Origin of the sequence: Paraclostridium bifermentans (assembly GCF_019916025.1) — a bacterium.
Taxonomy (GTDB): Bacteria; Bacillota; Clostridia; order Peptostreptococcales; family Peptostreptococcaceae; genus Paraclostridium; species Paraclostridium bifermentans.
This window is the reverse complement of the sequence record NZ_CP079737.1, coordinates 15,634-42,421: the sequence shown is the minus strand read 5'-3', so window position 1 is coordinate 42,421 and position 26,788 is coordinate 15,634. Positions and strand designations below refer to the sequence as shown.

General features: G+C 40.6%; 13 protein-coding genes, 47 tRNA genes, 7 rRNA genes, 1 other RNA gene and 1 other annotated feature. Of the genes, 2 read left to right on the top strand and 66 right to left on the bottom strand.

The genetic code is table 11. The annotated features are described in order from the left end of the window. Positions 1-74 precede the first annotated feature (74 nt). Positions 75-1,576: ribosomal RNA gene (locus tag KXZ80_RS00410) — 16S ribosomal RNA — on the bottom strand. Positions 1,577-1,905: 329 nt separating this feature from the next. Between KXZ80_RS00410 and KXZ80_RS00405 the strand changes: the two genes are divergently transcribed. Continuing rightward, entirely contained in the window at positions 1,906-2,097 is a 192-nt protein-coding gene (locus KXZ80_RS00405; protein WP_021428578.1) for a hypothetical protein, read from the top strand. Between the two features lie 447 nt (positions 2,098-2,544). On the opposite strand, the gene rrf (KXZ80_RS00400) is transcribed toward KXZ80_RS00405, so the two are convergent. From rrf (KXZ80_RS00400) to KXZ80_RS00130, 55 genes are all read right to left on the bottom strand, one after another. Further along, positions 2,545-2,661 (bottom strand): 5S ribosomal RNA (rrf, locus tag KXZ80_RS00400). Positions 2,662-2,672: 11 nt separating this feature from the next. After that, positions 2,673-2,746 (bottom strand) — tRNA-Gly (locus tag KXZ80_RS00395). Positions 2,747-2,802: 56 nt separating this feature from the next. After that, positions 2,803-5,717: ribosomal RNA gene (locus KXZ80_RS00390) — 23S ribosomal RNA — on the bottom strand. Positions 5,718-5,863: 146 nt separating this feature from the next. After that, a 16S ribosomal RNA gene (locus KXZ80_RS00385) occupies positions 5,864-7,365 on the bottom strand. The 16S, 23S and 5S rRNA genes sit together here with 1 tRNA gene alongside, the layout of an rRNA operon. Positions 7,366-7,718: 353 nt before the next feature. Then, the gene (locus KXZ80_RS00380) at positions 7,719-8,132 is read right to left on the bottom strand and encodes a hypothetical protein (RefSeq protein WP_021431477.1); all 414 of its coding nucleotides are present in this window, start codon (positions 8,130-8,132) and stop codon (positions 7,719-7,721) included. Between the two features lie 26 nt (positions 8,133-8,158). Further along, on the bottom strand, positions 8,159-8,410 hold the full coding sequence (locus KXZ80_RS00375; RefSeq protein WP_021431476.1) for a DUF2508 family protein: 252 nt from the start codon (positions 8,408-8,410) through the stop codon (positions 8,159-8,161). Positions 8,411-8,592: 182 nt separating this feature from the next. After that, positions 8,593-8,668, bottom strand: a tRNA-Val gene (locus KXZ80_RS00370). A gap of 13 nt (positions 8,669-8,681) precedes the next feature. After that, a tRNA-Arg gene (locus tag KXZ80_RS00365) sits at positions 8,682-8,758 on the bottom strand. A 10-nt stretch (positions 8,759-8,768) separates the two neighbouring features. Next, positions 8,769-8,842, bottom strand: a tRNA-Cys gene (locus tag KXZ80_RS00360). 21 nt (positions 8,843-8,863) lie between these two features. After that, positions 8,864-8,939: transfer RNA gene (locus KXZ80_RS00355), tRNA-Lys, on the bottom strand. An 8-nt stretch (positions 8,940-8,947) separates the two neighbouring features. Then, positions 8,948-9,024: transfer RNA gene (locus KXZ80_RS00350), tRNA-His, on the bottom strand. Between the two features lie 6 nt (positions 9,025-9,030). Beyond that, positions 9,031-9,107: transfer RNA gene (locus tag KXZ80_RS00345), tRNA-Pro, on the bottom strand. Positions 9,108-9,131: 24 nt separating this feature from the next. Beyond that, positions 9,132-9,208 (bottom strand) — tRNA-Ile (locus tag KXZ80_RS00340). 9 nt (positions 9,209-9,217) lie between these two features. Next, a tRNA-Met gene (locus tag KXZ80_RS00335) sits at positions 9,218-9,294 on the bottom strand. Positions 9,295-9,302: 8 nt separating this feature from the next. Then, positions 9,303-9,378 (bottom strand) — tRNA-Phe (locus tag KXZ80_RS00330). Positions 9,379-9,381: 3 nt separating this feature from the next. Further along, positions 9,382-9,470: transfer RNA gene (locus KXZ80_RS00325), tRNA-Ser, on the bottom strand. A gap of 2 nt (positions 9,471-9,472) precedes the next feature. Continuing rightward, a tRNA-Lys gene (locus tag KXZ80_RS00320) sits at positions 9,473-9,548 on the bottom strand. 11 nt (positions 9,549-9,559) lie between these two features. Next, positions 9,560-9,635, bottom strand: a tRNA-Gln gene (locus KXZ80_RS00315). A 7-nt stretch (positions 9,636-9,642) separates the two neighbouring features. After that, positions 9,643-9,719 (bottom strand) — tRNA-Arg (locus tag KXZ80_RS00310). A 13-nt stretch (positions 9,720-9,732) separates the two neighbouring features. Then, positions 9,733-9,807, bottom strand: a tRNA-Gly gene (locus tag KXZ80_RS00305). Positions 9,808-9,817: 10 nt separating this feature from the next. Next, a tRNA-Leu gene (locus KXZ80_RS00300) sits at positions 9,818-9,901 on the bottom strand. A gap of 14 nt (positions 9,902-9,915) precedes the next feature. After that, a tRNA-Tyr gene (locus KXZ80_RS00295) sits at positions 9,916-10,000 on the bottom strand. Between the two features lie 4 nt (positions 10,001-10,004). Beyond that, a tRNA-Thr gene (locus KXZ80_RS00290) sits at positions 10,005-10,079 on the bottom strand. Positions 10,080-10,083: 4 nt separating this feature from the next. Beyond that, a tRNA-Asn gene (locus KXZ80_RS00285) sits at positions 10,084-10,159 on the bottom strand. 31 nt (positions 10,160-10,190) lie between these two features. After that, positions 10,191-10,266 (bottom strand) — tRNA-Asn (locus KXZ80_RS00280). 16 nt (positions 10,267-10,282) lie between these two features. Continuing rightward, positions 10,283-10,359: transfer RNA gene (locus KXZ80_RS00275), tRNA-Asp, on the bottom strand. 5 nt (positions 10,360-10,364) lie between these two features. Further along, positions 10,365-10,440 (bottom strand) — tRNA-Val (locus tag KXZ80_RS00270). Positions 10,441-10,452: 12 nt separating this feature from the next. Then, positions 10,453-10,526: transfer RNA gene (locus tag KXZ80_RS00265), tRNA-Gly, on the bottom strand. A gap of 9 nt (positions 10,527-10,535) precedes the next feature. After that, positions 10,536-10,610 (bottom strand) — tRNA-Glu (locus tag KXZ80_RS00260). Between the two features lie 14 nt (positions 10,611-10,624). After that, positions 10,625-10,700 (bottom strand) — tRNA-Met (locus tag KXZ80_RS00255). A gap of 15 nt (positions 10,701-10,715) precedes the next feature. Then, positions 10,716-10,804, bottom strand: a tRNA-Leu gene (locus KXZ80_RS00250). 14 nt (positions 10,805-10,818) lie between these two features. Beyond that, positions 10,819-10,892, bottom strand: a tRNA-Cys gene (locus KXZ80_RS00245). A 4-nt stretch (positions 10,893-10,896) separates the two neighbouring features. Further along, a tRNA-His gene (locus KXZ80_RS00240) sits at positions 10,897-10,973 on the bottom strand. 7 nt (positions 10,974-10,980) lie between these two features. Next, a tRNA-Pro gene (locus KXZ80_RS00235) sits at positions 10,981-11,057 on the bottom strand. Positions 11,058-11,090: 33 nt separating this feature from the next. Then, positions 11,091-11,167 (bottom strand) — tRNA-Ile (locus KXZ80_RS00230). Positions 11,168-11,183: 16 nt separating this feature from the next. Beyond that, positions 11,184-11,260 (bottom strand) — tRNA-Met (locus KXZ80_RS00225). A 7-nt stretch (positions 11,261-11,267) separates the two neighbouring features. Then, positions 11,268-11,343, bottom strand: a tRNA-Phe gene (locus KXZ80_RS00220). Positions 11,344-11,346: 3 nt separating this feature from the next. Continuing rightward, positions 11,347-11,435 (bottom strand) — tRNA-Ser (locus KXZ80_RS00215). Between the two features lie 2 nt (positions 11,436-11,437). Beyond that, positions 11,438-11,513 (bottom strand) — tRNA-Lys (locus KXZ80_RS00210). Positions 11,514-11,524: 11 nt separating this feature from the next. Next, positions 11,525-11,600 (bottom strand) — tRNA-Gln (locus KXZ80_RS00205). 7 nt (positions 11,601-11,607) lie between these two features. Beyond that, a tRNA-Arg gene (locus KXZ80_RS00200) sits at positions 11,608-11,684 on the bottom strand. A 14-nt stretch (positions 11,685-11,698) separates the two neighbouring features. After that, positions 11,699-11,782: transfer RNA gene (locus tag KXZ80_RS00195), tRNA-Leu, on the bottom strand. 14 nt (positions 11,783-11,796) lie between these two features. Continuing rightward, a tRNA-Tyr gene (locus KXZ80_RS00190) sits at positions 11,797-11,881 on the bottom strand. A 3-nt stretch (positions 11,882-11,884) separates the two neighbouring features. Then, positions 11,885-11,959 (bottom strand) — tRNA-Thr (locus tag KXZ80_RS00185). A 4-nt stretch (positions 11,960-11,963) separates the two neighbouring features. Then, positions 11,964-12,039 (bottom strand) — tRNA-Asn (locus KXZ80_RS00180). Positions 12,040-12,055: 16 nt separating this feature from the next. Continuing rightward, a tRNA-Asp gene (locus KXZ80_RS00175) sits at positions 12,056-12,132 on the bottom strand. Positions 12,133-12,137: 5 nt separating this feature from the next. Beyond that, positions 12,138-12,213: transfer RNA gene (locus KXZ80_RS00170), tRNA-Val, on the bottom strand. A gap of 12 nt (positions 12,214-12,225) precedes the next feature. Next, a tRNA-Gly gene (locus KXZ80_RS00165) sits at positions 12,226-12,299 on the bottom strand. 9 nt (positions 12,300-12,308) lie between these two features. Then, positions 12,309-12,383, bottom strand: a tRNA-Glu gene (locus tag KXZ80_RS00160). 14 nt (positions 12,384-12,397) lie between these two features. Next, positions 12,398-12,473: transfer RNA gene (locus KXZ80_RS00155), tRNA-Met, on the bottom strand. 14 nt (positions 12,474-12,487) lie between these two features. Continuing rightward, positions 12,488-12,576: transfer RNA gene (locus tag KXZ80_RS00150), tRNA-Leu, on the bottom strand. 5 nt (positions 12,577-12,581) lie between these two features. Then, positions 12,582-12,698: ribosomal RNA gene (gene rrf / locus KXZ80_RS00145) — 5S ribosomal RNA — on the bottom strand. Between the two features lie 138 nt (positions 12,699-12,836). Then, positions 12,837-15,751: ribosomal RNA gene (locus KXZ80_RS00140) — 23S ribosomal RNA — on the bottom strand. A 146-nt stretch (positions 15,752-15,897) separates the two neighbouring features. Further along, positions 15,898-17,399: ribosomal RNA gene (locus KXZ80_RS00135) — 16S ribosomal RNA — on the bottom strand. Positions 17,400-17,703: 304 nt separating this feature from the next. After that, the gene (locus tag KXZ80_RS00130; protein ID WP_021431656.1) at positions 17,704-17,934 is read right to left on the bottom strand and encodes a glutaredoxin family protein; all 231 of its coding nucleotides are present in this window, start codon (positions 17,932-17,934) and stop codon (positions 17,704-17,706) included. A gap of 184 nt (positions 17,935-18,118) precedes the next feature. Between KXZ80_RS00130 and KXZ80_RS00125 the strand changes: the two genes are divergently transcribed. Then, the gene (locus KXZ80_RS00125; RefSeq protein ID WP_021428130.1) at positions 18,119-19,324 is read left to right on the top strand and encodes an MGDG synthase family glycosyltransferase; all 1,206 of its coding nucleotides are present in this window, start codon (positions 18,119-18,121) and stop codon (positions 19,322-19,324) included. Between the two features lie 56 nt (positions 19,325-19,380). On the opposite strand, the gene KXZ80_RS00120 is transcribed toward KXZ80_RS00125, so the two are convergent. From KXZ80_RS00120 to KXZ80_RS00075, 10 genes are all read right to left on the bottom strand, one after another. Further along, positions 19,381-19,608: a hypothetical protein gene (locus KXZ80_RS00120; RefSeq protein ID WP_021431655.1), complete on the bottom strand. Its 228-nt coding sequence runs from the start codon at positions 19,606-19,608 to the stop codon at positions 19,381-19,383. Positions 19,609-19,760: 152 nt separating this feature from the next. Next, positions 19,761-20,360 (bottom strand): recombination mediator RecR, encoded by a 600-nt coding sequence (recR, locus tag KXZ80_RS00115; RefSeq protein WP_021431654.1) that lies wholly within the window; start codon positions 20,358-20,360, stop codon positions 19,761-19,763. An 11-nt stretch (positions 20,361-20,371) separates the two neighbouring features. Continuing rightward, entirely contained in the window at positions 20,372-20,713 is a 342-nt protein-coding gene (locus tag KXZ80_RS00110) for a YbaB/EbfC family nucleoid-associated protein (protein ID WP_021428128.1), read from the bottom strand. A 65-nt stretch (positions 20,714-20,778) separates the two neighbouring features. Continuing rightward, positions 20,779-22,428 carry a DNA polymerase III subunit gamma/tau gene (gene dnaX / locus KXZ80_RS00105; protein ID WP_021431653.1) on the bottom strand — a complete coding sequence of 550 codons (1,650 nt, stop codon included), beginning with the start codon at positions 22,426-22,428 and terminating at the stop codon, positions 20,779-20,781. A 143-nt stretch (positions 22,429-22,571) separates the two neighbouring features. Then, an RNA gene (ffs, locus tag KXZ80_RS00100) (signal recognition particle sRNA large type) lies at positions 22,572-22,836 on the bottom strand. Between the two features lie 23 nt (positions 22,837-22,859). After that, a tRNA-Ser gene (locus tag KXZ80_RS00095) sits at positions 22,860-22,952 on the bottom strand. Continuing rightward, the gene (locus tag KXZ80_RS00090) at positions 22,953-23,408 is read right to left on the bottom strand and encodes a nucleoside deaminase (protein WP_021428132.1); all 456 of its coding nucleotides are present in this window, start codon (positions 23,406-23,408) and stop codon (positions 22,953-22,955) included. It lies immediately after the preceding tRNA gene. A 218-nt stretch (positions 23,409-23,626) separates the two neighbouring features. Next, positions 23,627-24,910: a serine--tRNA ligase gene (serS, locus tag KXZ80_RS00085; RefSeq protein ID WP_021431652.1), complete on the bottom strand. Its 1,284-nt coding sequence runs from the start codon at positions 24,908-24,910 to the stop codon at positions 23,627-23,629. A gap of 124 nt (positions 24,911-25,034) precedes the next feature. Beyond that, positions 25,035-25,255 (bottom strand) — a binding site (T-box leader). 81 nt (positions 25,256-25,336) lie between these two features. After that, positions 25,337-26,200 carry a mechanosensitive ion channel family protein gene (locus tag KXZ80_RS00080; RefSeq protein ID WP_021431651.1) on the bottom strand — a complete coding sequence of 288 codons (864 nt, stop codon included), beginning with the start codon at positions 26,198-26,200 and terminating at the stop codon, positions 25,337-25,339. 161 nt (positions 26,201-26,361) lie between these two features. Then, positions 26,362-26,583 carry a hypothetical protein gene (locus tag KXZ80_RS00075; protein ID WP_021431650.1) on the bottom strand — a complete coding sequence of 74 codons (222 nt, stop codon included), beginning with the start codon at positions 26,581-26,583 and terminating at the stop codon, positions 26,362-26,364. Positions 26,584-26,788: the final 205 nt, after the last annotated feature.

Genomic DNA, 26,788 nt, shown 5'->3' with positions numbered 1-26,788 from the left:
ACTAAAGTACAATTAAGTACTAATTTTGAGAACAATAAGCTCTCAAAATTAAACAGTAGGCAATTACTCCTTAGAAAGGAGGTGATCCAGCCGCACCTTCCGATACGGCTACCTTGTTACGACTTCACCCCAGTCATTGGTTTCACCTTCGACGGCCGCTTCCTAAAAGGTTAGCTAACCGGCTTCGGGCGCCCCCAACTTCCATGGTGTGACGGGCGGTGTGTACAAGACCCGGGAACGCATTCACCGCAGCATTCTGATCTGCGATTACTAGTAACTCCAGCTTCATGTAGGCGAGTTTCAGCCTACAATCCGAACTGAGAATGGCTTTAAGGGATTAGCTCCACCTCGCGGCTTGGCAACCCTCTGTACCACCCATTGTAGCACGTGTGTAGCCCTAAGCATAAGGGGCATGATGATTTGACGTCATCCCCACCTTCCTCCGAGTTATCCTCGGCAGTCCCTCTAGAGTGCCCAACTTAATGCTGGCAACTAAAGGCAAGGGTTGCGCTCGTTGCGGGACTTAACCCAACATCTCACGACACGAGCTGACGACAACCATGCACCACCTGTCACCACTGTCCCCGAAGGGAAATCTCCGATTAGGGAGAGGTCAGTGGGATGTCAAGCTTAGGTAAGGTTCTTCGCGTTGCTTCGAATTAAACCACATGCTCCGCTACTTGTGCGGGTCCCCGTCAATTCCTTTGAGTTTCACTCTTGCGAGCGTACTTCCCAGGCGGAGTACTTAATGCGTTAGCTGCGGCACCGAGGGGGGTAACCCCCGACACCTAGTACTCATCGTTTACGGCGTGGACTACCAGGGTATCTAATCCTGTTTGCTCCCCACGCTTTCGTGCCTCAGTGTCAGTTACAGTCCAGAGAGCCGCCTTCGCTACTGGTATTCCTCCTAATATCTACGCATTTCACCGCTACACTAGGAATTCTACTCTCCTCTCCTGCACTCAAGTTCTCTAGTTTCAAAAGCTTACTACGGTTGAGCCGTAGCCTTTCACTTCTGACTTAAAAAACCACCTACGCACCCTTTACGCCCAGTAATTCCGGATAACGCTAGCCCCCTACGTATTACCGCGGCTGCTGGCACGTAGTTAGCCGGGGCTTCCTCCTCAAGTACCGTCATTATCTTCCTTGAGGACAGAGCTTTACGACCCGAAGGCCTTCATCGCTCACGCGGCGTTGCTGCATCAGGCTTTCGCCCATTGTGCAATATTCCCCACTGCTGCCTCCCGTAGGAGTCTGGACCGTGTCTCAGTTCCAGTGTGGCCGATCACCCTCTCAGGTCGGCTACTGATCGTTGCCTTGGTAAGCCATTACCTTACCAACTAGCTAATCAGACGCGGGTCCATCCTGTACCGCCGGAGCTTTGATACAAAAGCCATGCGACTTTCATATGTTATCCCGTATTAGTATACCTTTCGGTATGTTATCCGTGTGTACAGGGCAGGTTACCCACGCGTTACTCACCCGTCCGCCGCTCTCTCCGAAGAGATCGCTCGACTTGCATGTGTTAGGCACGCCGCCAGCGTTCATCCTGAGCCAGGATCAAACTCTCAAATATAATTTAAAAAGTTGTCCATCGCTCAGCTAATCATTATCTGAATATCTGGCTTGGTTGTTTGTGTTTAATTCTTTAAAAAAGAATTTTTATAATTAACCTACTGTTTAATTTTCAAAGTTCATTTTTGTTTTGCCCTTTTCTTAAGGACAAGTAATACTATACCATCTTAATTTAACATCGTCAACACTTTTTTAAAATTTAATTTTATTTTTTTGTTTTTTATATAATTTCAACAATACGATTCCATTATAAATAAGTTATATAGACTGAATATAATACATTTTTATTGGAAAACTATATAAAAATACTTTTACAAGGAGTTGTTAGTTATGCCAGATTTCAACCATATAAAAGGTCTTTATGAGGATGGATTTAGATGTATATATTGCAATTCTGAAAGTAGTACACATACCATTTATTTAAAAAATTTTGATAGTGAAAAATCTGAAGTGATAGAGTTAACAAATGATGATGATTTTAATCAATTTCAAGATTATATAAGTACACTTAGAATGCAATAAAAATAAAGGAGCATAGCTCCTTTATTTAGTTATCATAATTTTTTTTATTAATTTTAATAATTGTTCTCTATCTATTTCCTTTTCTTTTTTCGCTGACTTATATTCATATAAATTAACTACCTTAGTAACAGATTTACTCATTCAAACCACTTCCTATAAGATTATTAATTATTTATATATTTAATTCTACAAGAGGATAAATTTTCCTCCTATAAAAACTAAATTTTACAAAATTCCATATTTTTTACTACTCTAAATATACTTCTTAAGGTTTTTTTATATATTAAAATTGCAAATAAAATTTAGTTTTAAATACATTTATTTATTAATATTATCGTCGAATAAAAAGTTTTTAATCAATATATTTAATTTTATTTTTTAAATTATATATTCTAAAAAAACTATACTTATACCTAAAATTTAATTTCCAAAAAATAAAAAAAGACTACGCGGCTACGTCCTACTCTCCCAGGCAGCTTCCCACCAAGTACCATCGGCGCTAAAGAGCTTAACTTCTGTGTTCGGAATGGGAACAGGTGTATCCTCTTTGCTATAATAACCACATAATCTTTATTTGGAGCGGGTGAAGGGGATCGAACCCTCACAGCCGGCTTGGAAGGCCGGAACTCTACCATTGAGCTACACCCGCATATATTTTGAGTTAGTACTCTAAAAACTGAATAACATTTGTAAGATTAAATAATCTTGGTCAAGTCCTCGATCTATTAGTATCGGTAAGCTACATACATTGCTGCACTTACACCTCCGACCTATCAACCAGGTAGTCTTCCTGGGATCTTACCCTTACGGTGGGAAATCTTATCTTGAAGTTGGCTTCGCGCTTAGATGCTTTCAGCGCTTATCCATTCCGTACATAGCTACCCAGCCATGCCCTTGGCAGAACAACTGGTACACCAGAGGTACGTCCATCCCGGTCCTCTCGTACTAAGGACAGGTCTCCTCAAATTTCCTACGCCTGCGACGGATAGGGACCGAACTGTCTCACGACGTTCTGAACCCAGCTCGCGTACCACTTTAATGGGCGAACAGCCCAACCCTTGGGACCTACTACAGCCCCAGGATGTGATGAGCCGACATCGAGGTGCCAAACCTCCCCGTCGATGTGGACTCTTGGGGGAGATAAGCCTGTTATCCCCAGGGTAGCTTTTATCCGTTGAGCGATGGCCCTTCCATGCGGAACCACCGGATCACTAAGTCCGACTTTCGTCCTTGCTCGACCTGTATGTCTTGCAATCAAGCTCTCTTCTGCCTTTACACTCTACGCACGATTTCCGACCGTGCTGAGAGAACCTTTGAGCGCCTCCGTTACTCTTTGGGAGGCGACCGCCCCAGTCAAACTGCCCACCTGACAGTGTCCCAATACCTGATTCAAGGTATCTGGTTAGAATCTCAGTACTACAAGGGTGGTATCCCAAGGATAGCTCCACCGAGACTGGCGTCCCGATTTCATAGCCTCCCACCTATCCTGTACATGTAGCACCAAAATTCAATGTCAAGCTACAGTAAAGCTCCATGGGGTCTTTCCGTCCTGTCGCAGGTACCCGGCATCTTCACCGGGATTACAATTTCACCGAGTCTGTTGTTGAGACAGTGCCCAAATCGTTACGCCTTTCGTGCGGGTCGGAACTTACCCGACAAGGAATTTCGCTACCTTAGGACCGTTATAGTTACGGCCGCCGTTTACTGGGGCTTAAGTTCACTGCTTCGGATAAATCCTAACAGATCCCCTTAACCTTCCAGCACCGGGCAGGCGTCAGCTCCTATACATCGTCTTGCGACTTAGCAGAAACCTGTGTTTTTGGTAAACAGTCGCTTGGGCCTATTCTCTGCGGCCACCTCGGGCGTTAACCCTAACGTGGCACCCCTTCTCCCTAAGTTACGGGGTCATTTTGCCGAGTTCCTTAACAACAGTTCTCTCGCTGGCCTTAGGATACTCTCCTCACCCACCTGTGTCGGTTTGCGGTACGGGCACCTTTAATCTCGATAGAAACTTTTCTCGACAGTGTGAAATCAGCTACTTCGCTACTTAATTTCGCTCCCCATCGTACCCCAGCATTATCATGGCGGATTTGCCTGCCTTGACTGCCTCAGTACTTAGCCACACATAACCAACAGTGTGGTTAGCTTATCCTACTGTGTCATTCCATCTCTCAAACGATTATCGGTGGTACAGGAATCTCAACCTGTTGTCCATCACCTACGCCTTTCGGCCTCGGCTTAGGTCCCGACTAACCCAGGGCGGACGAACCTTCCCCTGGAAACCTTGGGTTTACGGCCCGTGGGATTCTCACCCACGTCTCGCTACTCATGCCAACATTCTCACTCCTATACTGTCCACACGTCCTTACGGTCATGCTTCAGCCTGCATAGGAAGCTCCCCTACCTATCATAAATGATATCGTAGCTTCGGTAGTAAGTTTTAGCCCCGGTAATCTTCGGCGCAGGATCACTCGACCAGTGAGCTATTACGCACTCTTTAAATGAGTGGCTGCTTCTAAGCCAACATCCTGGTTGTCTATGCAATCCCACATCCTTTACCACTTAACTTACATTTAGGGACCTTAGCTGACGATCTGGGCTGTTGCCCTCTCGACTATGAATCTTATTACCCACAGTCTGACTCCCAAGTATAAAATAACGGCATTCGGAGTTTGATAATCTTCGGTAAGCGCAATGCCCCCTAGGATATTCAGTGCTCTACCTCCGTATTTCTCAACCTTGAGGCTAGCCCTAAAGCTATTTCGGGGAGAACCAGCTATCTCCGAGCTCGATTGGAATTTCACCGCTATCCACAAGTCATCCCCGAGCTTTTCAACGCTCGTGGGTTCGGACCTCCACGAAATTTTACTTTCGCTTCATCCTGCTCATGGATAGGTCGCTCGGTTTCGGGTCTACGACAGCAAACTTAACGCCCATTTAAGACTCGCTTTCACTACGGCTCCATACCTTAAGTACTTAACCTAGCTTACTATCGTAACTCGTTGGCCCGTTCTACAAAAAGTACGCGGTCACACATATAAAGTGCTTCCACAGCTTGTAAGCGCAGGGTTTCAGGTTCTATTTCACTCCCCTCCCGGGGTTCTTTTCACCTTTCCCTCACGGTACTATGCGCTATCGGTCACTAAGTAGTATTTAGCCTTGGAGGATGGTCCCTCCTGCTTCCCACAGGGTTTCACGTGTCCCGTGGTACTCTGGATCACATCTAAAGTCTTCTCGTTTCAACTACGTGGCTATTACACTTTATAGCGGAGCTTTCCAACTCTCTTCGTTTACGATACCTCTTTGTTGATGATGTGTCCGCAACCCCAGCGAAGAAAACTTCACTGGTTTGGGCTATTCCGCGTTCGCTCGCCGCTACTTACGGAATCGAATTTCTTTCTTTTCCTCCGGGTACTTAGATGTTTCAGTTCCCCGGGTTCCCCTCACTAAGCTATGTATTCACTTAATGATACTTAGACATTACTCTAAGTGAGTTTCCTCATTCGGAAATCTTCGGATCAAAGTTTACGTGCAACTCCCCGAAGCTTATCGCAGCTTATCGCGTCCTTCATCGGCTCTTAGTGCCAAGGCATCCGCCCTGCGCCCTTAATAACTTGACCAGTTATTAAAAGTGTTATTTTTTGAAGAGTTTTCTTCTCTTATAATTGGTTTATTTAATCATCACTAAATGTTATGCAGTTTTCAAAGTACTAATGTTTGAGAACAATAAGCTCTCAAAATTAAACAGTAGGCAATTACTCCTTAGAAAGGAGGTGATCCAGCCGCACCTTCCGATACGGCTACCTTGTTACGACTTCACCCCAGTCATTGGTTTCACCTTCGACGGCCGCTTCCTAAAAGGTTAGCTAACCGGCTTCGGGCGCCCCCAACTTCCATGGTGTGACGGGCGGTGTGTACAAGACCCGGGAACGCATTCACCGCAGCATTCTGATCTGCGATTACTAGTAACTCCAGCTTCATGTAGGCGAGTTTCAGCCTACAATCCGAACTGAGAATGGCTTTAAGGGATTAGCTCCACCTCGCGGCTTGGCAACCCTCTGTACCACCCATTGTAGCACGTGTGTAGCCCTAAGCATAAGGGGCATGATGATTTGACGTCATCCCCACCTTCCTCCGAGTTATCCTCGGCAGTCCCTCTAGAGTGCCCAACTTAATGCTGGCAACTAAAGGCAAGGGTTGCGCTCGTTGCGGGACTTAACCCAACATCTCACGACACGAGCTGACGACAACCATGCACCACCTGTCACCACTGTCCCCGAAGGGAAATCTCCGATTAGGGAGAGGTCAGTGGGATGTCAAGCTTAGGTAAGGTTCTTCGCGTTGCTTCGAATTAAACCACATGCTCCGCTACTTGTGCGGGTCCCCGTCAATTCCTTTGAGTTTCACTCTTGCGAGCGTACTTCCCAGGCGGAGTACTTAATGCGTTAGCTGCGGCACCGAGGGGGGTAACCCCCGACACCTAGTACTCATCGTTTACGGCGTGGACTACCAGGGTATCTAATCCTGTTTGCTCCCCACGCTTTCGTGCCTCAGTGTCAGTTACAGTCCAGAGAGCCGCCTTCGCTACTGGTATTCCTCCTAATATCTACGCATTTCACCGCTACACTAGGAATTCTACTCTCCTCTCCTGCACTCAAGTTCTCTAGTTTCAAAAGCTTACTACGGTTGAGCCGTAGCCTTTCACTTCTGACTTAAAAAACCACCTACGCACCCTTTACGCCCAGTAATTCCGGATAACGCTAGCCCCCTACGTATTACCGCGGCTGCTGGCACGTAGTTAGCCGGGGCTTCCTCCTCAAGTACCGTCATTATCTTCCTTGAGGACAGAGCTTTACGACCCGAAGGCCTTCATCGCTCACGCGGCGTTGCTGCATCAGGCTTTCGCCCATTGTGCAATATTCCCCACTGCTGCCTCCCGTAGGAGTCTGGACCGTGTCTCAGTTCCAGTGTGGCCGATCACCCTCTCAGGTCGGCTACTGATCGTTGCCTTGGTAAGCCATTACCTTACCAACTAGCTAATCAGACGCGGGTCCATCCTGTACCGCCGGAGCTTTGATACAAAAGCCATGCGACTTTCATATGTTATCCCGTATTAGTATACCTTTCGGTATGTTATCCGTGTGTACAGGGCAGGTTACCCACGCGTTACTCACCCGTCCGCCGCTCTCTCCGAAGAGATCGCTCGACTTGCATGTGTTAGGCACGCCGCCAGCGTTCATCCTGAGCCAGGATCAAACTCTCAAATATAATTTAAAAAGTTGTCCATCGCTCAGCTAATCATTATCTGAATATCTGGCTTGGTTGTTTGTGTTTAATTCTTTAAAAAAGAATTTTTATAATTAACCTACTGTTTAATTTTCAAAGTTCATTTTTGTTTTGCCCTTTTCTTAAGGACAAGTAATACTATACCATCTTAATTTAACATCGTCAACACTTTTTTAAAATTTAATTTTATTTTTTTATTATTTTTGAGTTTTATGTTGAAATTTACACATAATAAAGTATTATTAAGATTACTTATTTTAAATAAAAATAACATAATAATATAATTAAAGCAGTCATTTAAAATCATAGACCACTTTAATTATTAAATTTATAAATTAATCAACTTGACTTAATAATCTTTTAGTTATATCTCTTAGTTTCATTTCTCCAACTTCTTCATGAGTTATTGCCACAACAGCTTTTATTCTATCTTCTGAATTATCCCACTTATATGATCTAACATTAAGAATAGCTCCTTCTGGCATTAATTCTTCTAAATCTACACCAATTTCATCTGCTAAAGTCATATATTCATCAAATAAATCTTCTGTTTCCATTTCACTTAATTCATATTCTTCTTTTATTATCTCATTTAACTCTTCAATATCTACACTAATTTGGAATGCAATAGTATCTTCTCGTTTAGATCCTTTGCTTAAATCTTTATCAACTCTAAATGGACTTTCATTCTCTATTAATGATTTAATTTCTTCACTATCTACAATTTCATTACCGAATAATATGTACATATATAATTCTCCTCATCCTGTGTTAATTATTTAGCCAACGATTCAATTAAACACTCTTCCAAAGAATTTTTAATTCCTTTTTCTTTTGCAACCCTTATTAAATATGAGTATTTTGATTTTTTAGCTTCTAAATCATATATAGCCACATCAACCAACTCCGGGTCACTTACAAATTGAAAAAAATTCTCAGCATGTTTAATTTCTAATTGTGCTGCCTTTATTTCTTTTATAATTTTTTTATTCTCTATATCATATTTCAAAGTTTTTTTTCTAGGCATAAAAATTCCTCCAACAAATTTATTATCTACCTAGAATCTTGCCAAAAATAACTTTAGATATACCTATCTATGTCTTTTTAATGTATATATTACATCTTTAATCTTATTTTGACAATAGATAAAGCTTTGCTAAAATTAACAATAAAAAAACATCTAATTTATTCAAATTAGATGTTTTACACTGGTGGGATTAACAGGGCTCGAACCTGTGACCCCCTGCTTGTAAGGCAGGTGCTCTCCCAGCTGAGCTATAATCCCGGATATTTATTTATGGTGCGCCCAAAGGGACTCGAACCCCTAACCTTCTGATTCGTAGTCAGACACTCTATCCAGTTGAGCTATAGGCGCATTATTATATTGGAGGCGACACCCAGATTCGAACTGGGGATCAAGGAGTTGCAGTCCACTGCCTTACCACTTGGCTATGTCGCCATTTTTCAATATATAAAAAAATGGTGATCCATCCGCGACTCGAACGCGGGACACCCTGATTAAAAGTCAGGTGCTCTACCGACTGAGCTAATGGATCAACTTTTATGGGGTGGATAATGAGAGTCGAACTCACGACCTCCAGAGCCACAATCTGGCGCTCTAACCAACTGAGCTATACCCACCATAATTGGTCGAGGTGAAGGGACTCGAACCCCCGGCCCCATGGTCCCAAACCATGTGCGCTACCAAACTGCGCTACACCTCGAAGTAATTCTTAAAATGATAAAAGTGGTGGACCTTCAGGGACTCGAACCCCGGACCTACCGGTTATGAGCCGGGCGCTCTAACCAACTGAGCTAAAGGTCCACTTTGTATTGGTAGCGGTAACAGGAGTCGAACCTGTGACCTTTCGGGTATGAACCGAACGCTCTAGCCAACTAAGCTATACCGCCACATATTTTGGTGCCCAGAGGCGGAATCGAACCACCGACACGGGGATTTTCAGTCCCCTGCTCTACCGACTGAGCTATCTGGGCATTTGGCGGAGAGGGTGGGATTCGAACCCACGGCCCCTTTCGGAGTCACTGGTTTTCAAGACCAGCTCCTTAAACCACTCGGACACCTCTCCATTGGTGATCCATCCGCGACTCGAACGCGGGACACCCTGATTAAAAGTCAGGTGCTCTACCGACTGAGCTAATGGATCATTTATTTACTTGGCAGGGGATGCAGGACTCGAACCTACGCATGTAGCAGTCAAAGTGCTATGCCTTACCGACTTGGCGAATCCCCTATGAATGTGGTGAGCGCACAGGGATTCGAACCCCGGACACACGCCTTAGAAGGGCGTTGCTCTATCCAGCTGAGCTATGCACCCACATTATTTTATTTGGAGCGGGAAACGAGATTCGAACTCGCGACTTCAACCTTGGCAAGGTTGCGCTCTACCACTGAACTATTCCCGCATAGTACAATTGGTGCGGATGAAGGGAGTCGAACCCCCACGCCATAGGCGCCAGATCCTAAGTCTGGTGCGTCTGCCAATTCCGCCACATCCGCGCAAATTATTAAGTTGGTGGAGGATGGTGGATTCGAACCACCGAAATCGTCGATAACAGATTTACAGTCTGCCCCCTTTGGCCGCTCGGGAAATCCTCCACGTTGGAGCTAGTGATAGGAATCGAACCTACAACCTGCTGATTACAAGTCAGCTGCTCTACCGTTGAGCCACACTAGCATATTGGCGGGAATAACAGGACTCGAACCTGTGACCCATTGATTAACAGTCAATTGCTCTACCAACTGAGCCATATTCCCACATTATTAGTTTATTCATTTTTAATTAAGTTGGCGGGAATAACAGGACTCGAACCTGTGACCCATTGATTAACAGTCAATTGCTCTACCAACTGAGCCATATTCCCGCGTATTTAATTATTTTGGCGACCTGGAAGGGACTCGAACCCTCGACCTCCAGCGTGACAGGCTGGCATTCTAACCAGCTGAACTACCAGGCCGCAATTGGTGGGACTAACAGGGCTCGAACCTGTGACCCCCTGCTTGTAAGGCAGGTGCTCTCCCAGCTGAGCTATAGTCCCATGTGTTTATTCTGGAGCGGGTGAAGGGGATCGAACCCTCACAGCCGGCTTGGAAGGCCGGAACTCTACCATTGAGCTACACCCGCATATTTAATTGGTGACCCATAGGGGAATCGAACCCCTGTTACCGCCGTGAAAGGGCGGTGTCTTGACCGCTTGACCAATGGGCCGTATATAATTTTAATGGTTGCGGAGGCAAGACTCGAACTTGCGACCTTCGGGTTATGAGCCCGACGAGCTGCCAACTGCTCCACCCCGCGATGTTTTTGTTAAAATGGTGCCGAAGACCGGAATCGAACCGGTACGAGAGGTAAGTCCCGCAGGATTTTAAGTCCTGTGCGTCTGCCAGTTCCGCCACTTCGGCATTCAATTTTTTTATGGAGGCGACACCCAGATTCGAACTGGGGATCAAGGAGTTGCAGTCCACTGCCTTACCACTTGGCTATGTCGCCTTACTGGGGTGGATAATGAGAGTCGAACTCACGACCTCCAGAGCCACAATCTGGCGCTCTAACCAACTGAGCTATACCCACCATATATTGGTCGAGGTGAAGGGACTCGAACCCCCGGCCCCATGGTCCCAAACCATGTGCGCTACCAAACTGCGCTACACCTCGATATCTATTTCAAATAATATTTTAAACAAAAAATGGTGGACCTTCAGGGACTCGAACCCCGGACCTACCGGTTATGAGCCGGGCGCTCTAACCAACTGAGCTAAAGGTCCACATTTGTTTTTATATTGGTAGCGGTAACAGGAGTCGAACCTGTGACCTTTCGGGTATGAACCGAACGCTCTAGCCAACTAAGCTATACCGCCACATATTTGGTGCCCAGAGGCGGAATCGAACCACCGACACGGGGATTTTCAGTCCCCTGCTCTACCGACTGAGCTATCTGGGCATTTGGCGGAGAGGGTGGGATTCGAACCCACGGCCCCTTTCGGAGTCACTGGTTTTCAAGACCAGCTCCTTAAACCACTCGGACACCTCTCCATTGGTGATCCATCCGCGACTCGAACGCGGGACACCCTGATTAAAAGTCAGGTGCTCTACCGACTGAGCTAATGGATCATTTATTTACTTGGCAGGGGATGCAGGACTCGAACCTACGCATGTAGCAGTCAAAGTGCTATGCCTTACCGACTTGGCGAATCCCCTATGAATGTGGTGAGCGCACAGGGATTCGAACCCCGGACACACGCCTTAGAAGGGCGTTGCTCTATCCAGCTGAGCTATGCACCCACATTATTTAAATTTGGTGCGGATGAAGGGAGTCGAACCCCCACGCCATAGGCGCCAGATCCTAAGTCTGGTGCGTCTGCCAATTCCGCCACATCCGCGCAAATTATTAAGTTGGTGGAGGATGGTGGATTCGAACCACCGAAATCGTCGATAACAGATTTACAGTCTGCCCCCTTTGGCCGCTCGGGAAATCCTCCACGTGGAGCTAGTGATAGGAATCGAACCTACAACCTGCTGATTACAAGTCAGCTGCTCTACCGTTGAGCCACACTAGCATATTGGCGGGAATAACAGGACTCGAACCTGTGACCCATTGATTAACAGTCAATTGCTCTACCAACTGAGCCATATTCCCACATATTTGATTATTTTGGCGACCTGGAAGGGACTCGAACCCTCGACCTCCAGCGTGACAGGCTGGCATTCTAACCAGCTGAACTACCAGGCCGCAATTGGTGGGACTAACAGGGCTCGAACCTGTGACCCCCTGCTTGTAAGGCAGGTGCTCTCCCAGCTGAGCTATAGTCCCATGTGTTTATTCTGGAGCGGGTGAAGGGGATCGAACCCTCACAGCCGGCTTGGAAGGCCGGAACTCTACCATTGAGCTACACCCGCGTATTTAATTGGTGACCCATAGGGGAATCGAACCCCTGTTACCGCCGTGAAAGGGCGGTGTCTTGACCGCTTGACCAATGGGCCTTACATAATTTTAATGGTTGCGGAGGCAAGACTCGAACTTGCGACCTTCGGGTTATGAGCCCGACGAGCTGCCAACTGCTCCACCCCGCGATGTTTTATTAAAATGGTGCCGAAGACCGGAATCGAACCGGTACGAGAGGTAAGTCCCGCAGGATTTTAAGTCCTGTGCGTCTGCCAGTTCCGCCACTTCGGCACATCACCTAGCTACGTCCTACTCTCCCAGGCAGCTTCCCACCAAGTACCATCGGCGCTAAAGAGCTTAACTTCTGTGTTCGGAATGGGAACAGGTGTATCCTCTTTGCTATAGTAACTAGATTATGTTCTTGTCTTTTGGACAAGTATTATATTAACATTTTTTAATAAAAATGTCAATATTTTTTATAATATTTTGTTAAATATTATCTTAGAGTTAATACTCTAAAAACTGAATAACATTTGTAAGATTAAATAATCTTGGTCAAGTCCTCGATCTATTAGTATCGGTAAGCTACATACATTGCTGCACTTACACCTCCGACCTATCAACCAGGTAGTCTTCCTGGGATCTTACCCTTACGGTGGGAAATCTTATCTTGAAGTTGGCTTCGCGCTTAGATGCTTTCAGCGCTTATCCATTCCGTACATAGCTACCCAGCCATGCCCTTGGCAGAACAACTGGTACACCAGAGGTACGTCCATCCCGGTCCTCTCGTACTAAGGACAGGTCTCCTCAAATTTCCTACGCCTGCGACGGATAGGGACCGAACTGTCTCACGACGTTCTGAACCCAGCTCGCGTACCACTTTAATGGGCGAACAGCCCAACCCTTGGGACCTACTACAGCCCCAGGATGTGATGAGCCGACATCGAGGTGCCAAACCTCCCCGTCGATGTGGACTCTTGGGGGAGATAAGCCTGTTATCCCCAGGGTAGCTTTTATCCGTTGAGCGATGGCCCTTCCATGCGGAACCACCGGATCACTAAGTCCGACTTTCGTCCTTGCTCGACCTGTATGTCTTGCAATCAAGCTCTCTTCTGCCTTTACACTCTACGCACGATTTCCGACCGTGCTGAGAGAACCTTTGAGCGCCTCCGTTACTCTTTGGGAGGCGACCGCCCCAGTCAAACTGCCCACCTGACAGTGTCCCAATACCTGATTCAAGGTATCTGGTTAGAATCTCAGTACTACAAGGGTGGTATCCCAAGGATAGCTCCACCGAGACTGGCGTCCCGATTTCATAGCCTCCCACCTATCCTGTACATGTAGCACCAAAATTCAATGTCAAGCTACAGTAAAGCTCCATGGGGTCTTTCCGTCCTGTCGCAGGTACCCGGCATCTTCACCGGGATTACAATTTCACCGAGTCTGTTGTTGAGACAGTGCCCAAATCGTTACGCCTTTCGTGCGGGTCGGAACTTACCCGACAAGGAATTTCGCTACCTTAGGACCGTTATAGTTACGGCCGCCGTTTACTGGGGCTTAAGTTCACTGCTTCGGATAAATCCTAACAGATCCCCTTAACCTTCCAGCACCGGGCAGGCGTCAGCTCCTATACATCGTCTTGCGACTTAGCAGAAACCTGTGTTTTTGGTAAACAGTCGCTTGGGCCTATTCTCTGCGGCCACCTCGGGCGTTAACCCTAACGTGGCACCCCTTCTCCCTAAGTTACGGGGTCATTTTGCCGAGTTCCTTAACAACAGTTCTCTCGCTGGCCTTAGGATACTCTCCTCACCCACCTGTGTCGGTTTGCGGTACGGGCACCTTTAATCTCGATAGAAACTTTTCTCGACAGTGTGAAATCAGCTACTTCGCTACTTAATTTCGCTCCCCATCGTACCCCAGCATTATCATGGCGGATTTGCCTGCCTTGACTGCCTCAGTACTTAGCCACACATAACCAACAGTGTGGTTAGCTTATCCTACTGTGTCATTCCATCTCTCAAACGATTATCGGTGGTACAGGAATCTCAACCTGTTGTCCATCACCTACGCCTTTCGGCCTCGGCTTAGGTCCCGACTAACCCAGGGCGGACGAACCTTCCCCTGGAAACCTTGGGTTTACGGCCCGTGGGATTCTCACCCACGTCTCGCTACTCATGCCAACATTCTCACTCCTATACTGTCCACACGTCCTTACGGTCATGCTTCAGCCTGCATAGGAAGCTCCCCTACCTATCATAAATGATATCGTAGCTTCGGTAGTAAGTTTTAGCCCCGGTAATCTTCGGCGCAGGATCACTCGACCAGTGAGCTATTACGCACTCTTTAAATGAGTGGCTGCTTCTAAGCCAACATCCTGGTTGTCTATGCAATCCCACATCCTTTACCACTTAACTTACATTTAGGGACCTTAGCTGACGATCTGGGCTGTTGCCCTCTCGACTATGAATCTTATTACCCACAGTCTGACTCCCAAGTATAAAATAACGGCATTCGGAGTTTGATAATCTTCGGTAAGCGCAATGCCCCCTAGGATATTCAGTGCTCTACCTCCGTATTTCTCAACCTTGAGGCTAGCCCTAAAGCTATTTCGGGGAGAACCAGCTATCTCCGAGCTCGATTGGAATTTCACCGCTATCCACAAGTCATCCCCGAGCTTTTCAACGCTCGTGGGTTCGGACCTCCACGAAATTTTACTTTCGCTTCATCCTGCTCATGGATAGGTCGCTCGGTTTCGGGTCTACGACAGCAAACTTAACGCCCATTTAAGACTCGCTTTCACTACGGCTCCATACCTTAAGTACTTAACCTAGCTTACTATCGTAACTCGTTGGCCCGTTCTACAAAAAGTACGCGGTCACACATATAAAGTGCTTCCACAGCTTGTAAGCGCAGGGTTTCAGGTTCTATTTCACTCCCCTCCCGGGGTTCTTTTCACCTTTCCCTCACGGTACTATGCGCTATCGGTCACTAAGTAGTATTTAGCCTTGGAGGATGGTCCCTCCTGCTTCCCACAGGGTTTCACGTGTCCCGTGGTACTCTGGATCACATCTAAAGTCTTCTCGTTTCAACTACGTGGCTATTACACTTTATAGCGGAGCTTTCCAACTCTCTTCGTTTACGATACCTCTTTGTTGATGATGTGTCCGCAACCCCAGCGAAGAAAACTTCACTGGTTTGGGCTATTCCGCGTTCGCTCGCCGCTACTTACGGAATCGAATTTCTTTCTTTTCCTCCGGGTACTTAGATGTTTCAGTTCCCCGGGTTCCCCTCACTAAGCTATGTATTCACTTAATGATACTTAGACATTACTCTAAGTGAGTTTCCTCATTCGGAAATCTTCGGATCAAAGTTTACGTGCAACTCCCCGAAGCTTATCGCAGCTTATCGCGTCCTTCATCGGCTCTTAGTGCCAAGGCATCCGCCCTGCGCCCTTAATAACTTGACCAGTTATTAAAAGTGTTATTTTTTGAAGAGTTTTCTTCTCTTATAATTGGTTTATTTAATCATCACTAAATGTTATGCAGTTTTCAAAGTACTAATGTTTGAGAACAATAAGCTCTCAAAATTAAACAGTAGGCAATTACTCCTTAGAAAGGAGGTGATCCAGCCGCACCTTCCGATACGGCTACCTTGTTACGACTTCACCCCAGTCATTGGTTTCACCTTCGACGGCCGCTTCCTAAAAGGTTAGCTAACCGGCTTCGGGCGCCCCCAACTTCCATGGTGTGACGGGCGGTGTGTACAAGACCCGGGAACGCATTCACCGCAGCATTCTGATCTGCGATTACTAGTAACTCCAGCTTCATGTAGGCGAGTTTCAGCCTACAATCCGAACTGAGAATGGCTTTAAGGGATTAGCTCCACCTCGCGGCTTGGCAACCCTCTGTACCACCCATTGTAGCACGTGTGTAGCCCTAAGCATAAGGGGCATGATGATTTGACGTCATCCCCACCTTCCTCCGAGTTATCCTCGGCAGTCCCTCTAGAGTGCCCAACTTAATGCTGGCAACTAAAGGCAAGGGTTGCGCTCGTTGCGGGACTTAACCCAACATCTCACGACACGAGCTGACGACAACCATGCACCACCTGTCACCACTGTCCCCGAAGGGAAATCTCCGATTAGGGAGAGGTCAGTGGGATGTCAAGCTTAGGTAAGGTTCTTCGCGTTGCTTCGAATTAAACCACATGCTCCGCTACTTGTGCGGGTCCCCGTCAATTCCTTTGAGTTTCACTCTTGCGAGCGTACTTCCCAGGCGGAGTACTTAATGCGTTAGCTGCGGCACCGAGGGGGGTAACCCCCGACACCTAGTACTCATCGTTTACGGCGTGGACTACCAGGGTATCTAATCCTGTTTGCTCCCCACGCTTTCGTGCCTCAGTGTCAGTTACAGTCCAGAGAGCCGCCTTCGCTACTGGTATTCCTCCTAATATCTACGCATTTCACCGCTACACTAGGAATTCTACTCTCCTCTCCTGCACTCAAGTTCTCTAGTTTCAAAAGCTTACTACGGTTGAGCCGTAGCCTTTCACTTCTGACTTAAAAAACCACCTACGCACCCTTTACGCCCAGTAATTCCGGATAACGCTAGCCCCCTACGTATTACCGCGGCTGCTGGCACGTAGTTAGCCGGGGCTTCCTCCTCAAGTACCGTCATTATCTTCCTTGAGGACAGAGCTTTACGACCCGAAGGCCTTCATCGCTCACGCGGCGTTGCTGCATCAGGCTTTCGCCCATTGTGCAATATTCCCCACTGCTGCCTCCCGTAGGAGTCTGGACCGTGTCTCAGTTCCAGTGTGGCCGATCACCCTCTCAGGTCGGCTACTGATCGTTGCCTTGGTAAGCCATTACCTTACCAACTAGCTAATCAGACGCGGGTCCATCCTGTACCGCCGGAGCTTTGATACAAAAGCCATGCGACTTTCATATGTTATCCCGTATTAGTATACCTTTCGGTATGTTATCCGTGTGTACAGGGCAGGTTACCCACGCGTTACTCACCCGTCCGCCGCTCTCTCCGAAGAGATCGCTCGACTTGCATGTGTTAGGCACGCCGCCAGCGTTCATCCTGAGCCAGGATCAAACTCTCAAATATAATTTAAAAAGTTGTCCATCGCTCAGCTAATCATTATCTGAATATCTGGCTTGGTTGTTTGTGTTTAATTCTTTAAAAAAGAATTTTTATAATTAACCTACTGTTTAATTTTCAAAGTTCATTTTTGTTTTGCCCTTTTCTTAAGGACAAGTAATACTATACCATCTTAATTTAACATCGTCAACACTTTTTTTAAATTTAATTTTATTTTTTATTTAGAAATTAAAACTTTCTTTGTTAAGCTTTCCAATTACTGATGTTTTTTATTCATATATTACATATTTTTTTATATTTATATATGTTTTTATAATTCTAATAAACTATCTATTCTACTCTTATCAAAACCTAAAACATGATTTCCATCTATAAGTAAAACTGGCACAGACATATATCCAAGGTTTATAAGAGTTTTTCTATTTTCGTCATTCCCAGATATATTATATTCAGTATAATTTATGTTTTTTTCTTTTAGATACTTTTTTAATTCAATACATTGTTTACATTTATCACTACTAAAAATTTCTATTTTTTTCATACTTTTTTCACTTCTCCTACTTTCTTTTTTAAAATACCACTCTTGTATTTTTGTTTTACATATATTAGATTAGTATTAAATATTAAGTGTAATATGTCAATACTGTGTTTCAAATAATTAATATTATTCGTAAGTTTATATAAATACAAAATATTTATAAAGCTAATTTTAGGAGGGTTCTAATATGAGCAAGAAAGTATTAATTATGTCCGCATCTACAGGTGGTGGCCATAATAGAGCAGCTAGAGCTATTGAAGAAGAACTAATAAAAAAGACACTTGACGGAGAAAACATAGAATGTAAAATCATAGATAGTTTAAAACTTGTAAATACTACTATGGATAAGATTATATCTAGAGGATATGAAAAATCTGCTATTTATACACCTAATGCATATGGTAAAGTTTATAGATTTTCTGAAACTGGACTTGTTTCTAAAAATGAGTTTAAAGGAAATATGATAACAACTTTTATGGCTAAACGTTTTAGAAGATTACTTTTAGATGAGCAACCAGATCTAATCATAGGAACTCATCCTTTTCCTATGATAGCACTTAGTACTTTAAAGAAACAATGTAGCACTAATAGCAATCCCGTATTTCACACTAGCTTTAACGATAATTTTAATAATCATTTTAACAATGAAAATTTCCCTACACTTATTTCAGTATTAACTGATTATACAACTCATTCTACATGGATACAGCATGAGTTAGATTACTATGTTGTAGGGCATGAATATGTTAAAGAGCTTCTTATCTCAGAAGGTGTTGATGGAGATAAAGTTAAGCCTCTTGGAATTCCAGTTGAAAAATCATTCTTACAACATAGAAATAGAGAAACAGTTTTATCTGAATTAGGTTTTGATCCTGAAAAATTAACAGTTCTTCTTATGGGAGGCAGTTTTGGGGCTGGGAATATGAAAGAAACATTCGAAGAAATGCTCGATATAGATAGAGATTTCCAAATTTTAGTTATAACAGGTAGAAACGAATCTCTGAAAGAAAAACTTTCAAAAAAACTAGAAAATCATATAACTAGTAAAACAGTACATATTTTAGGATTTACAGATAAAATGAATGATATTTTAGCTTCTATAGATATACTTGTTACAAAGCCAGGTGGACTTACAACAACAGAGGCGCTATTGAAAGATGTTCCTATGATAGTTCCATACTATATACCTGGTCAAGAAGAGGAAAATTTAGATTTCTTATGTAATTGTGGTTCTGCACTTAGGACAACTAAAAAATATACTTTATCAGTACTATTAAAAGTAATAATAGATGATCCTTCTAGACTTGAACTTCTTAAAAAAAATATTAAATCAATTAGAAAATTTAATTCCTCTCAAAACATAGCTAATCTTATAGAGGGCGAATTATCATAATATAATAAAAACTGTAGATGTAATATCTACAGTTTTTTTATCTATTCTATAAAAACCTAGTACCTAGGTTCATAAAAATCTTCTTCATAGTCATATTGATAATTTTTATAATTATTCTTAAAACTAGTTTCTTTTGATTTAAAGGCTTTTTTACTTTTCTTTTTTATAAGAACACTCATATCATCATCTTCTGTATATTTTAATTTATCTTTCGATGATTTTAGTTTCTTATTTCTTTTTTCTTTCATAGCATTGTATTCTTCAAAATTCATAGCTGATTTCATTTTGCACCCCTATTAAAATTTTTAATAAAATTATACAACACCATCATTGAAACTTCAATATTTTAAACATAAATTTTACAAACCAAAATCTTGTAAAAAACGACATTAAATTTAATGTGAAAATAAAAAAATCGAGAACAAAGTCTCGATTTTTATATTTCTCTTCTTCCTTCTAGAGCTTTAGTTATTGTAACTTCATCGGCATACTCTAAATCTCCACCTACTGGTAATCCATGAGCAATTCTAGTAACCTTTATTCCCATAGGTTTTAAAAGCCTTGCTATATACATAGCTGTAGCTTCACCTTCTATAGTTGGATTTGTTGCCATTATAACTTCTCTTACTTCTTGATTTCCTAATCTTTGTATAAGTTCTTTAACTCTTATCATATCTGGACCTATACCATCCATAGGAGAAATTACTCCATTTAATACATGGTATTGACCATGGAATTCTTTTGTTTTTTCCATAGCTGCTACATCTCTAGGATCTTCAACTACACATATAGTGCCACTGTCCCTATTTTTATTAGAACACATGCTACATGGGTCTTTATCTGTTATATTATAACAAATAGAACAGTATTTTATTTCCTTCTTAGCTTCTACTATAGCCTTAGATAAAGCTTCTACATCATTAATATTCATATTAATAACGTGAAAAGCTAGTCTCTGTGCAGTTTTTCTTCCAACTCCAGGAAGCTTAGAAAATTCTTCTATTAGCCTTGAAATAGGCCCTGAATAAGTTTGCATCTAATCACCTACTAGAATAACCCAGGAATATTCATTCCTCCAGTTAATTTATTCATTTGTGAAGATTGCATATCATCAACACTTCTTAATGCTTCATTAACAGCACTTAATACTAAGTCTTGAAGCATTTCTATATCATCTGGATCTACAACTTCAGGTTTTATTTGAATATCAACAACTTCTTTCTTACCGTTAACTTTAACTGTAACAGCTCCTCCTCCAACAGAAGTTTCGATTTCTTTTGTTTCTAAGTCTTCTTGCATCTTTTGCATATCAGTTTGCATTTTTTGAGCTTGTTTTAATAATTGATTCATATTTCCAGGCATCATTCCTGGGAATCCTTTTTTAGCCATATATAAATTCCTCCTTAATTATCCTTTTTATTTAATATGCTATTATTATATCATATTCATATTTATTATTTAATTTCATTTTCATTTATACTTTGCTTAATGTCTATTATTTCTTTAGGAAAAACAGATTTTAATATTTCTTCGCCTTTATCCTTTTGTTCTTTTTCTATTTCTAGTTTTATATTTTTTGACTCTGACTTTAAGATTATTTTTATACCGAAACTTCTATTCAGTATTTCTCTTATTACACTCTCTATATAATTTCTAGTTTTTTCATCACTTAATTTGTTTTTTGCAAATGCAAAGTTATCATCAAATACTATATATAAGTTATTTGCACTTACATTAAATTCTTTTGCCTCTCTTAAAATAGCATATACAGGCATATTTTTATCTTTCTTTATATGAGTAAGTATATTTTCCCAAGATTTCTCTATTAACTCAACATCTTCACTTTTAACTTCTTCGTAAAAAACTTCTTCCTCAGCTTCAACTTCATTTTTTTCCGAAGTCTCTTTAGTTTCTTTTTTACTTTCTATCTCAATATTATTATTTATATTTATCTTTCCACTTTTTATAACCTCTTCTAAATTAGATATTCTTTTTAAAAGAGATTCTTTGCTTTCATCAAACATTGGTTGAGATAATTTCATTATACTAACCTCTGCCAATACTCTAGGATTTGAAGATACCTTAATCGCATCCTGAGTTGTTGATAGTATATTAAGAATTCTAATAATATCATTTACCTCTATTGTGCTTGCCTGTGCTTTTAACTGTTCAACTATTTCTTCTGGTAAAGAAATTATTTCATCTAAATCACTAGATACCTTGCACACCATTAAGTTTCTAAAATGATCTATTAAATCATCTATCAAGTTCTTTATATCTTTACCCCATACTACAAACTCATTCAATATCTCTAAACATTTCTTTGTATCCTCTTTTATAACGTACTCTGCCATTTCAAATAGTTGCTCTATATTTACTGTTCCCAATAAATCCACAACATCTTTGTATTCTATATCATTTTCACTAAATGACATACATTGATCTAATATACTAAGTGCATCTCTAAGTGCACCTTGAGAGTTTCTTGCTATTAAATTTAAAGCCCTGTCATCTACAACTACATTTACATCATCGCATATTTCCTTCATTCTAGTAGACATATCTTTAACTGTAACTCTTTTAAAATCAAATCTTTGACATCTAGATAAAATTGTAGCAGGTATTTTATGAGGTTCTGTTGTTGCTAATATAAATATTACATATGAAGGTGGCTCTTCAAGTGTTTTTAAAAGTGCATTAAATGCACCTTGAGATAGCATATGCACCTCATCTATTATATAAACCTTATATTTACATTTTGCTGGAGTATATTTTACATTTTCTCTAATTTCCCTTATGTCATCAACACTATTGTTTGATGCTGCATCTATTTCTATAACATCCATAATGTTATCACTTAATATATCTTTACAAACCTCACATTCATTACAAGGCTCTTCATCTACAGAGTTTTGGCAATTTAAAGCTCTTGCAAAAATCTTTGCAGTTGAGGTTTTCCCTGTACCTCTAGTTCCACAAAATAAATATGCATGTCCTACATTATTATTTTGGATCTGGTTTTTTAAAGTTCTAATTATATGTTCTTGTCCTACAACGTCTTTAAATGTTTGAGGCCTGTAGGCTCTATACAACGCCTTATGCATAATTTATCTCTCCTTAATTCTAAAATCCCGATATTTTATTATATACCAATTAAAACAAATATTATCTATTTCAGTATAAATCAATTATATATTTTTATATTAAAAAAATCCCTCATACAAGGGATTTTATTTTTATATTAAAGCTGTGCACCATCTATTGACTTACTATCATAGGCGTTACCTAAACAGTTAGCTCGACTTAGGCACCCCCGCGGCACACGAAAGGATTCACTTACCGTTGCTTCCTTCCGGATCTGGCGGAGTTTATGAGCTTCCGTTGCGCAGGACCTAAGTGTCAACACCACTTATTTAGGGCAGCCCTACAATATATAAGCCTCTAGATGGAATTCAACCCTGCTATAGCGGATTGCAGGTTACAGGACACCGCTACCTTCCCGTCTAGCACAGCAAACTTATAACCATAATTTTTTTGGCGGAGAGAGTGGGATTCGAACCCACGATACGGTTTTACCCGTATACTCACTTTCCAGGCGAGCGCCTTCGACCAACTCGACCATCTCTCCTTACTGTCGCTTTCTTAACTCTTTAAAAAACTTTTGTAATACATCTGAACATTCTTCTTTTAATATATCAAATGTTACATCTATATTGCAAGTATTAAAGTAGTCAACTTTGAATTCATGTTGCTTTTCTATATTTAAGTTTTTTATATGCTTAGTTCCTATTATAAGTTTTTTTATCCTTGATTGAACTATAGCTCCACTACACATTATACATGGTTCCATAGTAACATACAAGTCGCAATTTATAAGTCTCCATCCACCTAAGTAATCTGAAGCCTTTCTTATTGCTAATATTTCAGCATGGGCTGTAGGATCATTTAATGTTTCAGTTAGATTATGCGCTCTAGCTATAATTTCACCATTCCTCACTATGACTGCACCTATGGGTGTCTCGCCTTTTCCATAAGCTTTATATGCTTCTTTAATTGCTTCACTCATATAAAACGATTTGTCCATGCTTCCTCCTAAAACCTATAACATCTTTAATATTACCATAATTAAATTTATAATTCAACTTAAATTTTAACCTATATTCTAATATAATTCTACAAATTTAATGTTATTTTTAATACATTTTTTGTTAAATCTAAATTGATTTTTGATTATGAATTTTTAAAATAAATAGGAAGCTTAATATGTAAGCTCCCTATTTAGATAATTAAGATTTTTAAATCTTATAATTCATCTTTCTTTATAACATCAACACCCATGTATGGTCTTAATGCTTCAGGAACTACTACAGACCCATCAGCTTGTTGATAGTTTTCTAATATAGCAGCTAAACATCTTCCTACTGCTAATCCTGATCCATTTAATGTATGAACATATTCAGCTTTTGCTTTCTTATCTCTCTTGAATCTTATTCCAGCTCTTCTAGCTTGGAAATCTTCAAAGTTTGAACAAGAAGAAATTTCAACATATCTGTTGTAACTTGGCATCCATACTTCTAAATCGTATTTAAATGCAGCTGTAAATCCTAAATCTCCTGTACATATTCTTACAACTCTATATGGTAATCCTAACATTTGTAACATAGTTTCAGCATCATTTGTTAATTTTTCTAATTCTTCATAAGATTCTTCTGGCTTAACAAACTTAACTAATTCAACTTTATTGAATTGATGTTGTCTTACTAATCCTCTTGTATCTCTTCCTGCTGATCCTGCTTCAGATCTGAAACATGGAGTGTATGCACAATATTTTACTGGTAACTCGTCTGCTGATAATATTTCATCTCTGTGTATATTTGTTACAGGAACCTCTGCAGTTGGTATTAAGAAGTAATCAAGGCCTTCTAATTTAAACATATCTTCTTCGAATTTAGGAAGTTGACCTGTTCCTATAAAACTAGCTCTATTTGCCATGAATGGAGGTAATACTTCTGTGTATCCATGCTTTTCAGTATGAGTATTTAGGAAGAAGTTTATTAATGATCTTTCAAGTCTAGCTCCTAAACCTCTGTATAAAGTAAATCTTGATCCTGTTATTTTACCTGCAGTTTCAAAATCTAATATACCTAATCCTGTTCCTATATCCCAGTGAGCTTTGTTTTCAAATTCAAACTTTGTAGGATCTCCCCAAGTTCTAATTTGTACATTATCTTCATCTGTTGTTCCTTGTGGAACATCTGGGTGAGGAACATTAGGAATTCTCATTAAGTTATATTCCATTTTTTCTTCTACTTCTTTAACTTTCTCATCAAATCCTTTTATCTTTTCAGATAATTGCTTTAACTTAACTTTTGCTTCTGTAACATCTACACCTTCTTTTATTAATTGAGGTATTTTCTTTGATTCTACATTTAATTCATTTTTCATAACTTCAACTTCTTGAAGTAATTCTCTTCTCTTATTATCTAATTCTACAACTATATCAAGGTCAAATTCTTTTTCGCCTCTTATTTCCATTGCTTTTTTTATTTCATCTAAATTTTCTCTTATTCTTTTTATATCTAACATTTGTCTTCCTCCTATAGAATATTTTTATATTTTAAAATAAAATAACGTTACCCCTAATGATGTAATAGTGATTTTATTTCAATTTTTTGATTTTTTGTATAAAAAAAGACCCTCGTACCCCTTAAAAAGGGACGAAAGTCTGTTATCCGCGTTGCCACCCTAGTTGTTTATATTTATAAAATATAAACCTCTCAATCCTGTAACGTAGGTATACGACTAATCTTACTATTATTTTCCGATTAGTAGCTCAGGAATGGATTCAAAAACCATTGTAATGAGTTCTCACCAACCACTCACTCTCTGAATACAAACTTGCTTTTTACTATTTTCCGTCTTAGCCATATTCTTTGTTCTATTTGTAAATCATTATATTATATATATTATCAACTTTCAATACTAATATTCAAAAAAGTTTTATTATTTTTATTATTTTTTTATGTCCTCTTCACAATTTTTATAATATACAACTCTTGAAGGGAATGGTATTTCAATGTTATTCTCATCAAATTTCACTTTTACCTTCTCCATTATATCAAAATATACACTCCAGTAATCATCAGTCTTTACCCATGGTCTTGCTATTATCTGCATAGCATTTTCACCTAATGCATTTAATCCTATTATAGTTTCTGGATCTTTTAAAATTCGTTTATCTTCTCTGAAAATTTTATCTAACACATCTTTTACAGCTTTTATATTTGTATCATACGATACCCCAAATGAAAAATCTATTCTTCTTTTTTCCTGATGTGTATAGTTAATTATATTATCACTAGTTAATTTAAAATTTGGTACTATAATAGCCTTATTATCAGGAGTTTTTAGTATTGTACTAAAAATTTGTATATCAGCAACAGTCCCTTCAACCCCAGATCCACCTATATAATCTCCAGTTTTAAATGGTTGGAAAAATAAAATTATCATACCTGCACCTAAGTTTGATAATATTTCTTTAAAAGCTAAACCTAATGATAAACCAATGACACCTATCAATGATACCATAACAGTCATAAAAGATTGTACAGGGAAATTAATTATATCTAAACAGGTCATAACAACCATAAGAACACTAGCTCCATAAATAGCATATGATGCAAAGTTGGCTACGCCTCTTTCTACATTGTATTTAAGTATAATTTTTTTGCTATATCTTTTTAACCATTTACAAGCATATAATCCTACAATAAGGAATATAATTGCGTATATTAATTTAGGTCCACTATTTTTAACTGCATGAAAAAAAGTTTCTATAGTTTTTTGAGATACCTGTGTTGTAGTTCCACTAATCATCGACTCACTCTCCTAACTCTCTGCTTATTTTTAAATGTATCTTAATAACTTTTATTTTGTTTATTATATCTCTAATTATTTTACAATATTTTTTCAATTAAATGCAATTTTTATAGTTTATATATTTATACAAAATAAAAAAGCTATGAATATTCATAGCTTTAAATTCTCTCACATGAGTTCATAGAATGACAATCTAATATTTTTTTTACAAAATTATCAAGATCATGTACTTTACTGTTATCCGACAAATCAATTTTTATATTCATCATCTCATCATTTATAGGCCCTTGAGCAATCGAATTAATCTTCAAGTTGTTTTCTTCAGCTAAATTTATTAAATCTAGAATACTTCCTCTATTAACTTCTATACTAAACTTCATTTTTATCTACCCCTTTTTAGTATCTTTTAATAAAGAATATTCAAGCTGTATTTAAATTATTACACTTTGTACATTTAAATTAAATTTAATCTCATACCGTACAAGCGTAATCTTTTTATATTTTCACACAACGAAAAGTGGTTAAGGTTTAGTTTGCAACGCCGAGGTCATTCAAAGCATCTTCTCAGCTTTATGACCCAAGTGC

What these genes read in the sequence shown, in the direction of transcription:
- recR (WP_021431654.1), bottom strand. Translation starts at nt 20,360, where the DNA reads ATGCAAACTTATTCAGGGCCTATTTCAAGGCTAATAGAAGAATTTTCT.
- KXZ80_RS00110 (WP_021428128.1), bottom strand. Translation starts at nt 20,713, where the DNA reads ATGGCTAAAAAAGGATTCCCAGGAATGATGCCTGGAAATATGAATCAA.
- KXZ80_RS00080 (WP_021431651.1), bottom strand. Translation starts at nt 26,200, where the DNA reads ATGATTAGTGGAACTACAACACAGGTATCTCAAAAAACTATAGAAACT.
- dnaX (WP_021431653.1), bottom strand. Translation starts at nt 22,428, where the DNA reads ATGCATAAGGCGTTGTATAGAGCCTACAGGCCTCAAACATTTAAAGAC.
- KXZ80_RS00075 (WP_021431650.1), bottom strand. Translation starts at nt 26,583, where the DNA reads ATGAAGTTTAGTATAGAAGTTAATAGAGGAAGTATTCTAGATTTAATA.
- KXZ80_RS00090 (WP_021428132.1), bottom strand. Translation starts at nt 23,408, where the DNA reads ATGGACAAATCGTTTTATATGAGTGAAGCAATTAAAGAAGCATATAAA.
- KXZ80_RS00130 (WP_021431656.1), bottom strand. Translation starts at nt 17,934, where the DNA reads ATGAAAAAAATAGAAATTTTTAGTAGTGATAAATGTAAACAATGTATT.
- KXZ80_RS00120 (WP_021431655.1), bottom strand. Translation starts at nt 19,608, where the DNA reads ATGAAATCAGCTATGAATTTTGAAGAATACAATGCTATGAAAGAAAAA.
- KXZ80_RS00405 (WP_021428578.1), top strand. Translation starts at nt 1,906, where the DNA reads ATGCCAGATTTCAACCATATAAAAGGTCTTTATGAGGATGGATTTAGA.
- serS (WP_021431652.1), bottom strand. Translation starts at nt 24,910, where the DNA reads ATGTTAGATATAAAAAGAATAAGAGAAAATTTAGATGAAATAAAAAAA.
- KXZ80_RS00380 (WP_021431477.1), bottom strand. Translation starts at nt 8,132, where the DNA reads ATGTACATATTATTCGGTAATGAAATTGTAGATAGTGAAGAAATTAAA.
- KXZ80_RS00375 (WP_021431476.1), bottom strand. Translation starts at nt 8,410, where the DNA reads ATGCCTAGAAAAAAAACTTTGAAATATGATATAGAGAATAAAAAAATT.
- KXZ80_RS00125 (WP_021428130.1), top strand. Translation starts at nt 18,119, where the DNA reads ATGAGCAAGAAAGTATTAATTATGTCCGCATCTACAGGTGGTGGCCAT.